This window comes from Streptomyces tyrfis, assembly GCF_037034285.1.
In the GTDB taxonomy this organism is placed as follows: domain Bacteria; phylum Actinomycetota; class Actinomycetes; order Streptomycetales; family Streptomycetaceae; genus Streptomyces.
Genome location: NZ_JBAGJZ010000068.1, coordinates 26,290 through 36,630 on the forward strand (window position 1 = coordinate 26,290; position 10,341 = coordinate 36,630).

General features: G+C 75.0%; 11 protein-coding genes. 6 read left to right on the plus strand and 5 right to left on the minus strand.

Annotated elements, in window-relative coordinates; translation table 11 throughout:
- Positions 1–57: 57 nt before the first annotated feature.
- Positions 58–759, minus strand: coding sequence for a pyridoxamine 5'-phosphate oxidase family protein (locus WA762_RS33085; protein WP_335941092.1), 702 nt, complete (start codon positions 757–759; stop codon positions 58–60).
- A gap of 35 nt (positions 760–794) precedes the next feature.
- Between WA762_RS33085 and WA762_RS33090 the strand changes: the two genes are divergently transcribed.
- The gene (locus WA762_RS33090) at positions 795–2,126 is read left to right on the plus strand and encodes an aminotransferase class I/II-fold pyridoxal phosphate-dependent enzyme (protein WP_335941094.1); all 1,332 of its coding nucleotides are present in this window, start codon (positions 795–797) and stop codon (positions 2,124–2,126) included.
- A gap of 7 nt (positions 2,127–2,133) precedes the next feature.
- Here the strand turns inward: WA762_RS33090 and WA762_RS33095 are convergent, their stop codons facing one another.
- Positions 2,134–3,276, minus strand: coding sequence for a DMT family transporter (locus tag WA762_RS33095; protein WP_335941096.1), 1,143 nt, complete (start codon positions 3,274–3,276; stop codon positions 2,134–2,136).
- Between the two features lie 74 nt (positions 3,277–3,350).
- Here WA762_RS33095 and WA762_RS33100 point away from each other — a divergent pair, with 74 nt between their 5' ends.
- Entirely contained in the window at positions 3,351–4,265 is a 915-nt protein-coding gene (locus WA762_RS33100) for a LysR family transcriptional regulator (protein WP_335941099.1), read from the plus strand.
- Between the two features lie 156 nt (positions 4,266–4,421).
- On the opposite strand, the gene WA762_RS33105 is transcribed toward WA762_RS33100, so the two are convergent.
- Positions 4,422–4,898 carry a pyridoxamine 5'-phosphate oxidase family protein gene (locus WA762_RS33105; RefSeq protein ID WP_335941101.1) on the minus strand — a complete coding sequence of 159 codons (477 nt, stop codon included), beginning with the start codon at positions 4,896–4,898 and terminating at the stop codon, positions 4,422–4,424.
- Between the two features lie 167 nt (positions 4,899–5,065).
- Between WA762_RS33105 and WA762_RS33110 the strand changes: the two genes are divergently transcribed.
- The gene (locus WA762_RS33110) at positions 5,066–5,719 is read left to right on the plus strand and encodes a cysteine hydrolase family protein (protein ID WP_335941104.1); all 654 of its coding nucleotides are present in this window, start codon (positions 5,066–5,068) and stop codon (positions 5,717–5,719) included.
- Here WA762_RS33110 and WA762_RS33115 read toward each other — a convergent pair.
- Both WA762_RS33115 and WA762_RS33120 read right to left on the minus strand, forming a co-directional pair.
- Positions 5,703–6,155: a Rieske (2Fe-2S) protein gene (locus tag WA762_RS33115; RefSeq protein ID WP_335941106.1), complete on the minus strand. Its 453-nt coding sequence runs from the start codon at positions 6,153–6,155 to the stop codon at positions 5,703–5,705. The genes WA762_RS33110 and WA762_RS33115 overlap by 17 nt on opposite strands.
- Before the next feature lie 437 nt (positions 6,156–6,592).
- The gene (locus WA762_RS33120; RefSeq protein WP_335941108.1) at positions 6,593–7,468 is read right to left on the minus strand and encodes a hypothetical protein; all 876 of its coding nucleotides are present in this window, start codon (positions 7,466–7,468) and stop codon (positions 6,593–6,595) included.
- Between the two features lie 241 nt (positions 7,469–7,709).
- On the opposite strand from WA762_RS33120, the gene WA762_RS33125 reads away from it, so the two are divergent.
- From WA762_RS33125 to WA762_RS33135, 3 genes are all read left to right on the plus strand, one after another.
- On the plus strand, positions 7,710–8,030 hold the full coding sequence (locus WA762_RS33125) for a PadR family transcriptional regulator (RefSeq protein ID WP_443080740.1): 321 nt from the start codon (positions 7,710–7,712) through the stop codon (positions 8,028–8,030).
- Positions 8,027–8,983, plus strand: coding sequence for a hypothetical protein (locus WA762_RS33130; protein ID WP_335941111.1), 957 nt, complete (start codon positions 8,027–8,029; stop codon positions 8,981–8,983). Before WA762_RS33125 ends, WA762_RS33130 begins: the two co-directional genes overlap by 4 nt.
- A gap of 189 nt (positions 8,984–9,172) precedes the next feature.
- The gene (locus WA762_RS33135; protein WP_335941112.1) at positions 9,173–10,084 is read left to right on the plus strand and encodes a phosphatase PAP2 family protein; all 912 of its coding nucleotides are present in this window, start codon (positions 9,173–9,175) and stop codon (positions 10,082–10,084) included.
- Positions 10,085–10,341 lie beyond the last annotated feature (257 nt).

Below are 10,341 nucleotides of genomic sequence, written 5' to 3' on the forward strand. Positions count from 1 at the left end.
CCGTACGGCCGGGCCCGCCACCGGGGACGACGGCGGGCCCGGCCGTACGGGGCGAGCTCAGAGCGCGGTGATGTAGTCCGGCACCCCGATGGCGGGATCCAGGTCCTCGGAGGGGAGCGGCGTGCCGTAGCCGCGGGCCAGCGGCACGACGCCCGCCCAGTGCGGCAGCGGGAGATCGCGGGGCTCGTCGCCGGGCCCGCCGGTGCGGATCTTGGCGGAGACGTCCCGCAGGTCGAGCCGGATCACCGCCGTCGCGGCCAGCTCCTTCGCGTCGGCGGGGCGCGAGTCCGCGGACCGGCCCGGCACCACCTGGTCGACGATGGCGTCCAGGGCGATCCGCCGCTCCTCCGGGTCGGTCACGGTGTGCGCGGTGCCGTGGACCACCACGGAGCGGTAGTTGATCGAATGGTGGAAGGCGGAACGGGCCAGCACCAGGCCGTCGACATGCGTCACCGTGAGGCACACGGGCAGGCCGGGGTCGGCGCCCCCGGCCGCCCGCAGGGGCCGGGAGCCGGTCGAGCCGTGCACGTAGAGCCGCTCGCCCACCCGGCCGAAGAGCGTGGGCAGGACGACCGGCGCGCCGTCGCGGACGAAGCCGAGATGGCAGACGTACGCCTCGTCGAGTATCGAATGGACCGTTTCGCGGTCGTACGCCGCGCGTTCACGGGAGCGGGTCGGGACCGTGCGCGTGGTCGGCCGGTATCCGTCCCCGGACGTGACGCCCGGATCGGTGGACTGCGGCGCCGTGGTGTCGGACATGGCCAGCTCCATTGTACTAGTGCATAATGTTGTTTGTGCTAGGAGAATATCGGATCGAGGGGCGGCGCGCATCGGAAATCGCCGCGAGTGTGGAGCGCGGGGTCGGGTCGGGCCGCCTCGCGCCGGGTCAGGCGCTGCCGCCCATGAGGGAGTTGGCGGACCTGCTGGGGGTGAACCCCAATACGGTGGCGGCGGCCTACCGCACGCTGCGCGAGCGCGGGGTGATCGAGACCGCGGGGCGCAGGGGCAGCAGGGTGCGGCCGCGCCCCGCCAGCACCGCGCGGGGCGCGCTCCGGGTGGAGGCCCCGCCCGGGGTGCGCGACCTCGGGGAGGGGAACCCGGATCCGGCGCTGCTTCCGGCGCTGGACGAGGCGTTCGCGGCGGCGACGGGCGCCTACGCGCGCGATCCCGGGATGTACGGGCGGGAACCGGTGGTGCCGGAGTTCGCGGCCCTCGCCCGTGCCGCGCTGGACGCCGACGGCGTGCCCGCCGGGGCCGTCGTGGCGGCCTCCGGATCGCTGGACGCGATCGAGCGCGTCCTGACCGCGCACCTCAGGCCCGGCGACGCGGTGGCCCTGGAGGACCCTGGGTGGGGCGGCATGCTGGACCTGGTGCCGGCGCTGGGGCTCCGGCCGGTGCCCGTCGCACTCGACGACGACGGGCCGCAGCCCGACGCGGTCGCCCGCGCGCTCGGGGCCGGCGCCCGGGCGCTCGTGGTCACCGACCGCGCGCAGAACCCGACCGGGGCCGCGATCGGCGCCGGGCGCGCCGCCGCACTGCGGCGCGTGCTCGCCGACCACCGCGATGTGCTGCTGATCGAGGACGACCACGGCCACGGCATCGTCGATCTGCCGCTCCACCCGCTGGCGGGCGTCACGGACCGCTGGGCGTTCGTGCGGTCCGTGGCCAAGGCGTACGGGCCGGATCTGCGGGTCGCGGTGCTCACCGGCGACCCGGTCACCGTCGACCGGGTGGCGGGGCGGCAGCTGCTCGGGCCCGGCTGGGTCAGCAGGCTGCTGCAACGGGCCGTCGTGCAGCTGTGGCGCTCGGGCGCGGTCGACTCCGCCGAAGTCGCCCGCGCCTACGGGGAGCGGCGGGGCGCGCTGGTGCGGGCGCTCGCGGACCGGGGCGTGGCGGCGCACGGGCGGAGCGGCATGAACGTATGGGTGCCGGTCGGCGACGAGACCGGGGCGGTGGCGCGGTTGCTGCACGCCGGCTGGGCGGTGGCGCCCGGCGCGCGGTTCCGACTGGAAGCCCCGCAGGGCATCCGGCTCACCGTGTCCCCGCTCACCCCGGCCGACGTGGTCCCGCTGGCCGACGCGGTGGCGGCCGCGGTCGGGCCGGTGGCCCCGCTCGCCCACGGCTGACGCGTGTTCACCGGCCGGGGCCGCCGGAGCGGCCGGTGGACGAGGACGACGGCCGGGCCCGGGAGCCGGGACCGGCCGTGCGGGCGCGCGCGCCGCCCTGGGCGAGCGCGGCGCCCAGGACCACCACCAGGGCGCCGACCAGTGTGTTCCAGCTCAGCGGTTCGCCGAGCACGACGACTCCGGCCGCGGTGGCGACGACCGGGATGAAGTAGGTGACCATCTGCGCGGTCGTCGGCCCCACCTCCTCCACCAGGCCGAATTGCACCAGCATCGCGAAGCCCGTGCCCAGCGCGCCCAGAGCGGCCACGGCGAGGGTCGGAAGCGGCGGGAACCCCTCGGGGGCGGCAGTGAACAGCGGCGTGACGACGGCGAGCTGCGCGGTGCCGAGGAGGAGCTGACCGCCGGTCAGGGCCAGCGCGGACGAGCCGGTGCGGGACAGTGTCCGCCGGACGTGGATCCAGCCCACCGGATAGCTGAGGGAGGCGAGCAGGGCCAGCGCCGTACCGGTGACGTCCAGTCCCGAGAAGCCCTGCCAGGCGCCCAGCACGGTCAGCACCCCGAGGAACCCGAGCCCCAGGCCGGCCACCCGTCGGCGGGTCGGCCGGTCCTCCGAGAGCGCGACCAGCGACAGCGCCATCCCCCACAGGGGCGAGGTCGCGTTGCAGATGCCCGCCAGGGTCGACGGGATGCTCAGCTCGGCGTATGCGAACAGCGAGAACGGCAGCGCGTTCAGGAAGAACGCCGCGACGGCCAGATCGCGCCAGGTGCGGACGCCGCGCGGCAGCCGTTCCCGCCGCACCGCCATCGCGACGGCGAGCACGGCCGTCCCCGAGAGGAGGCGGCCGAGCGTCACCTGGAACGGGGCGTACTCCTCGGCGCCCACCTTGATGAGCAGAAAACTGAAACCCCAGATGAGCGCGAGGACCCCGAAACGTATGCGCCAGTCCGGTCTGCGTCGTGGCAGAACGGACGTCCGGGCCGCCGCCCCGGCGGGGGACGGGGAAGAGCCGGGGGCCGGGCGCGGCTGCGGACGGGCGCCCGGCGGGGCGGCGCCCCGGACGGCGTCGGCGGCGGTGGCCGGGGTGGCGGCCGGGACGGCGGTGAGGGGCTCGGTAGCCGGCGGATTCCCCGGCGTGGCGGCGGCGCTCATGGACCAACGATGACCAGCCCCCACCGTATAGAACAAGTGAGACTTTTTATGAGCGTTCTCGTAGAGTCGCTTACATGTTGAATCTGGAGCGCCTTCGGACCCTGGACGCCCTCGCCAGACACGGTTCGGTGAGCGGCGCAGCCGAGGGACTGCACGTCACCACGTCGGCGGTCTCGCAGCAGATGGCGAAGCTGGAACGGGAGGTGGGGCAGCGGCTCCTCGCCCGGAACGGGCGCGGGGTCCGGCTCACCGACGCCGGACGGCTGCTCGCCGACCACGCCGCGCGGATCCTCTCCCAGGTCCAGCTGGCGCAGTCCGATATCGAGGCGCAGCGCGGAGCGGTGGTGGGGGAGATCCAGGTCTCCGCCTTCCCCACGGCGGCGCGCGGGCTCCTGCCCGCGGCGCTCCGGGCGTTGCGGGCCGACCACCCGGAACTGCGCGTGCGGACGCGGGAATGGGAGCCCGAGTACGGGATCCGCGGTGTGCTCAGAGGGGACGTCGACCTGGCGGTGGTGCTCGACTGGAACAACAAGCGGCTGCCCGTGCCCGGTGGGCTGACCCGCGTCGAACTCCTCGTCGACACACCGGACCTCGCCATGCCGGTCGGTCATCGTCTCGCCGACCGCGCGGAGGCGGACCTGGAGGACCTCGCCGACGACGAATGGGTGTCCTGGCCCGAGGGCGAGTTCTGCCACGACTGGCTGGTGTTCACGCTGCGCTCGAAGGGGATCGAACCGCGCATCGCGCATCTGGCGGGCGAGCACCACACCCAACTCGCCCTGGTCGCGGCGGGCCTGGGGGTCTGTGTGGCACCACGGCTGGGGCGGGGCCCGGTGCCGGAGGGGGTGCGGCTCGTGCCGGTGCGGCAGACGATGCGGCGGTACGTCCACGCCGTGTGGCGGACCGACGCGGACCGGCGTCCGTCGGTCCGGGCGGTGGTCGCCGCGCTGCGGACGGCGGGCCGCGAGCTGAACGGGACGTCGGCGTAGCGGGTCAGGCGCGGGCGCACGCGCGCGGCGCGGTGCGTCGGTGCGCGGCGTGGTGCGTCGATGTGCGGTGCGGGGTTCGCGGTGCGGGGTTCGCGGTGCGTGAGGCGTGCGCGGTGCCGCCGGGCCGGTGCGGTGGACGCGCCGTGCCGGGGAGGCTCAGGGCGCGGGCGACGCCGGGAGTTTCCGGAAGTCCCAGGAGGTGACGGACTCCGGGGTGAGGCGCAGCCAGGCGTGCCGCCCGTCGTGCGGCATGGCGTCCGTCCCGAAGTACTTCACGGCGAACAGCCGCTCGGGCAAGTCCAGTTCGGGACATGGGGCGCCCTTGCGGGGGGCCTCTCCGACCGGAGCCGCCCGACCGGTGAGCTCCACGCCGCGGAGTTCCCCGTACTCCACCCCGTCGTCCACGACCACCGCGATCCGCGGGTCTGCGCGCAACTGCGCCCAGCGGAGGCTGCGGGTGATCGAGTAGAGCCAGAGCGAGCCGCCGTCCCAGGCGAACCAGAGGGCGCCGACGTGCGGGCGGCCGTCCGCGGCCACGGTGGCGACCCGGCAGGTGCGCTGCTCGGCGAGGTAGGCGTCGCGTTCCGCCTCCGTCATCATGATCCGGCGGCCCCGTCGCTGTGCGGCGGTCATGGCGCCCCTCCCATTGGCTGACTAGGTGTCAGAAATCATGGGCTCTCTTCCCTCGTCGCGCAATGGCGGCTAGCCTCCGCGCCCGGTCCGTCGGCCGGAATCCGCTACGCCCGCCGGCGGCCCCGTCCGTCGGCGAGAGAGCCGATCCTTCACCGAGAGGACCCGCCGTGCCGTCGAGGGAACAACTCGCCGAACAGCTCGATCCGGTCGCCTGTGTGCTCCTGACGGTCGAATGCCAGCGAGGGGTCGTGGGGCCGGGGAGCGCACTGCCCGAGCTGGCCGAGGAGGCCAGGTCCTCCGGAGCCCTCCGGCACGTCGCCCGGTTGGTCGCGGCCGCGCACACGGCCGGGGTGCAGGTGATGCACGCGGTGGCCGAGCGGCGGCCCGACGGGCGGGGCGCCAGTGCCAACGCCCGTCTCTTCCGGGCCGCCCGCCGGCTTCCCGTGCAACAGCACCCGGGCACCGCGGCCGTCGAGATCGCCGAGCCCGTCGAGGTGGCGGAGGAGGACCTCGTGGTGCGGCGGCTGCACGGCCTCTCGCCCCTCGCCGGAACGGATGTGGACGCCCTGCTCCGCAACCTGGGCTGCCGGACCCTCGTCGTCACCGGTGTCTCGGCCAATGTCGCCGTTCCCAACGCCGTGTTCGACGCGGTCAACCTGGGATACACGGCGGTGGTGCCCTCCGACGCCATCGCGGGGGTGCCGGCCGACTACACCCCCGCGATGATCCGTCACACGCTCTCCCTCGTCGCCACCGTCACGACCACCGAGGCGGTGCTCGACTGCTGGCGCGGCCTCGGGATTCCTAGGAGTCGAGCGTGATCGAGCCGTTCACCACCTTGATCGGCCGGGCGGGCAGCGGCTGAGTGGCCGGTCCCGACGTGACATCGCCCGTCGCGATGTCGAACCTGCTGGCGTGGCAGGGGCAGTTGATGGTGCCGTCCGACACGCTCGACACGGTGCAGCCCTGATGGGTGCACTTCGACGAGAACGCCTTGAAACCGCCGGCCTCGGGCTGCGTCACCACCACGCCCCGGTCGGCGAAGATCTTTCCGCCGCCCCGGGGGATGTCGGCCGTCTTCGCCAGGACGTCCCGGCCGCCGCCGTCCACTCCTCCGGCCCCCATCGCCGGTTTCGGAGCGGCCGGCTCCGTCCTGCCCCCGCACGCGGCGAGTACGGCGCCCACCGAGGCGGCCCCGACCGCCGTGACGACGGCCCGACGACCGGGGCCGACCTCGTGTTCCTGCGACGTGCTCACGCCGACTCTCCCTTCCGCTCCGTGACGGTCGCGGCCGCCGCTGGCCGCGGCTCCCGACCCGATGACATGACCTGCGCCCGGACGCGCGGCTGGACCAGGCGCGGACCCGGGGACTCCGTCGTCATCGGCACATCCGGGCGGGCGCATGAGCGGGCGGACCGGCCCGGCGGGGCCGGGGCACGGTGAACCGCGCCCGGGCCCCCGCGGAAATACCCCGGGTGGCCGAACGGGCGTTGCGCCCAACGGGTGTCGCGGCCCGGCCATCGCGGACGGGCGCCCATTGAGCCCGGCGGCGACCGGCGATGCGCCCGACGCGACGGGTGTCCGGGTCCGGCGGCGCCGCGCGCAACGGCCGCTTCTCCGCGACATCCCGCTCGGCGGCGGGCGGCCCGGTCAGCGGGTCGCCGCACTGCCTGCGCGGAAGGCCTGCCGTCCGGTCAGTGGGCCGTTGCACCGTTCGTGCGGAAGACCTGCCGTCCCTCGCGCAGGCGCGCGAAGAGCAGTGTCCGGTCCAGTCGCTCCTCGCCCTCGTCCTCCTCGTAGCCGAACACCTCGTCCACCAGGAGTTCGCGCAGCCGATCCTGGACGCCGTCGCCGTACCCCTGCTGGAAGTCGTCCAGATCGAAGTGGGTCTCCGCCTCCACGGCGGCGATCGTGCAGTGGTCGTCCTCGACGACCAGGCGGGCCCGGATGGCGGCGGCCTGGAGCGTCTGGTCGTTGTACTGCCCGTAGACGACGTCCGCCCCGAGAGCGCCGCCGACGGACATCTCGCCGTCGGTGTGCACCGCGCGGGCCGTCATGTCCCCGCCCACGGCGACGACGGAGTCCGGCCCGCAGTCCGCCAGGCAGCCCTCGACGGTCAGGGAACCGGTGACCACGAAGGGGGCCAGGATGTCCAGATGCCCCTTCACCAGCAGATCGCCGTGGTGGAAGAACGGCTCGGCCAGCCGCTGGTCGCCGGTCAGGGCACGGGCCGTGCGGGCGGCCTCGCCCAGCGCCCGCGCGCACAGCTCCGGTATGAGCGGGACGTGATCGGGGTCGGCGTTCCCGCACAGCTCGGCCACGAACTCCTGGTAGCCGCCGAACTCCGGCCGCACCCGCTCCGTCAGCCAGCCGTCGTCGTCCGCGACCCCGGCGGCCCGGCAGGCTTCGGACACCCTCGCCCGCAGGGACGCGGCGGCCCGCCGGACGGCGGCCATGTCGATCGGCGCGGCCCCGCCTCCCGTCTCGTGCACCGGCCCGCCCTCCGGCGCGGTGTCCCCGCCGCGGGCGGATCCGTCGGCGAAGAGTGATCTGTTCTCCGAGTCGTTCATGCCGGGGACTTTAGGAGCCGCCACCGACAGCGTCGCCCCGCCTCGGGCGGAGCGCCGTATTCCGCCTGGCGGCGCCCGTGACGCGAGCGCTCGGGGGCCGGACTGCGTCCGATGCCCGATGCCCGATGCCCGACGCCTGACGTCGGCGGCGATGCCGGCGGCGCGAGTGTGTGTGGGGTGGCCGGCCCCTATGCCTCGCTGATCGATATATGATCGACGCGTGACGATACGCCAACCGATTCTGACCGAACCGCAGTACTTCATCCTTGTCGCGCTCATGGACGGGCCGCTGCACGGATACGGCATCATCAAGGCCGCCGAACAGGCCACGGCGGGACGGCTGAGGATCGCCGTCGGAACGCTCTACGGCGCGCTGGAGCGGATGGAACGGTCCGGACTGATCGTGACCGATCGCGAAGAGGTCGTGGACGGGCGGGCGCGGCGCTACTACCGGCTCACCCATGACGGTGCCGAGGCGCTTGGCCGGGAGGCGCAGCGCATGCAGCAGGCGGCCGCCGTCGTCATCGGACGGTCGCGGACGCTCGGGGCGGCCGGAACGTGAACCGCCTGCTGCTCGCCGCCTATCCCCGGTCCCACCGCTCCCGGCAGGGCCGGGAAGTGCTGGACTGCCTGGCCGAGGCGTACCCCGGCCGTTCCTGGCCGCCGCCCCGGGAGGTCGCCGCGCTGGTGCGGGCCGGTTCGCTGGCCCGCGTCCGCGCCGCCGAGGACACCGCACGGCCGTGGTGGGTGGACGGCGTCCACCTCGCCGCCCTCGTGCTCGCCGCCCTGGCGCTGGTTCCGTATCTGCAGGACGTATGGGACTGGGCGCTGCGCATCGACCCCGGCGAGCACGCCATGGGATTCCGCTTCGCCGGCTGGTACCCGTGGTCGGAGGGTCCCGGCACGCAGCCGGGCACCCTGCCGTACGGGCTGCTGCCCCTGGTGTGCCTGGTCGCCCTGCTGCGCGGCAGGGCGTGGATCGCGCTCCCGGCATCGGCCGCCATGGTCTGCGCCGGCGCCACGACCGGCGCGTGGACGTTCTTCGGCGCCGAAGGCGTGGTGGGCCCCGGCTACTACGGGCTGGGCGCCCCGATCCTGGCCCGCGACCTGGTGCTGTCGGGGGTCCTGACCGCCGCGTGCGCGGTCCTGACGGTCCGCGGCCGCGGCCGGTTGCGCCGCCGCTCCTACGCCTGGCTCGTCCCCGTGGCCTGTGCCATGTTCGTGGCGGGCGGACTGCGCATCGCCTCGTACGATCCGCTCTTCCAGCGCGGCTGGCTGGTCGCCGAGATCGCCGCGCTGATCGCCGCGTGGGCGGCGACGGCCGCCACCGGCGACTACCGGTGGATGATCCCGGTCGCCGCGTTCGCGGTCGTCCGGCTCCAGGCGATCGTCACGCATCCGATGCTCATGGAGTCCCCGCGGATGCCGGGCACGGCGATTCTCCTCGGGCTGGTCGCGCCCCTGCCGGTCCTGGCGTTCGCCGCTCAGCGGCGACGGGACCGCGCGCTCCCCTGACGGCGGGGGACCGGTCCGCCGGACGGTGTCCCCCGGACCGGGCCACCCGGAACACGCCACGCCGCGACCCGGACACCGGTATGCCGTGCGGACCTCGCGCGCGGCAGCGGTGCCGGACGGTGCGAGACTGCGGCCGCCGCCCCGGCGGCCGACGGAACGAATGAGACGACATTGACCCAGCAAGACCGAATGAGCCCCCGTCCGGCCGGGACCGCGAAACCGGCCCGGCCCCGCCTCCGCCCGGGCCCACCGCTGCTGTTCCTCCTCGGCGCCGCGGTGGTCTATCTGCTCGCCGTGTGCACGCCGTTCGGCCAGCGGGCGGAGAACGGGCTGGTCAGGGGCTACGCGGATCAGGCGCGGATCTTCGATTCGGCGCAGTCGGCGGGCCCGCCGCCGCTCAAGGCGGCCATGCTGACACTGATCGCGGGGCTGCTCGTGATCGCCCTGATCACCCTGGTGCGCCGCTGCTGGTGGTACGGGGGCGCGGCGCTCGCGGTCGTGGCGGCCACGGTCGTCGCCGCGGAAGCGCTCTACGCGCTCCTGCCACGCCCCGACCTGGTCCACGCCCGGCAGGGACTCACCGACGGGAGCTTCCCCAGCGGCCATGTGGCCATCGTCGCCGGGCTGGTCTGCGGCGCGGTGCTCGTCTGCGCCCCGCGCCCGCGTCCGTACGTGGCGGCCGCCGGGATGGTGTGGCTCGCGGTGACCGCCGCGGCCGTCCAGGCCCTCTACTGGCACCGGCCCAGCGACGCGCTCGGGGCGACGCTGCTGGCCTGCGCCTGTCACCGCCTCGCGGTCCGGCTGCTGTCCGCCCGTGGCTCCGCGCCCGGCGCCGCTTCCGCCCCTGGCGCCGGCTCCGCGCCTGCCGCCGTCCGGCGGCCCCGGGCGCTGCCGGCCGTCGCCGGGGTTCTCGTGGCGGCCGGTGCGCTGGTCGCGGGGTCGCGCGAGGACGCGACTCTGCTGCCGCTGGTCTTCAGCGGGGCGGCCCTGGTGTGCGTGGCGCTGCTCCGGCTCGCCACCGGACCGCTCGCCGGACCGGGGCGGGCGGACGGTCCGGCGGAAGGCGGTCCGGCGGAGGGCGAGGCGCTGACGCGGGCCTGAGAGGCCCGCCGGGGGCGTCCGCCGCCCACCGCCGTGCGGTGGCCCGGGTGGTGCCGCGTGCGGGAAGGGCGGCGCGCCGCCGCCCTCGTTGACCTGGTTGACGCACGTTTCGGCCTGGCCACCCGGCCGACCGGGGCCGGATCTGCATCATGAGAATCATGGACGAGACGCACACCCTCACCGAGGGCGAGCCGCACCACCTCACCGGGGACGAGCCGCACCACCTCACCGAGGGCGAGATGGACGGCCTCACCGGG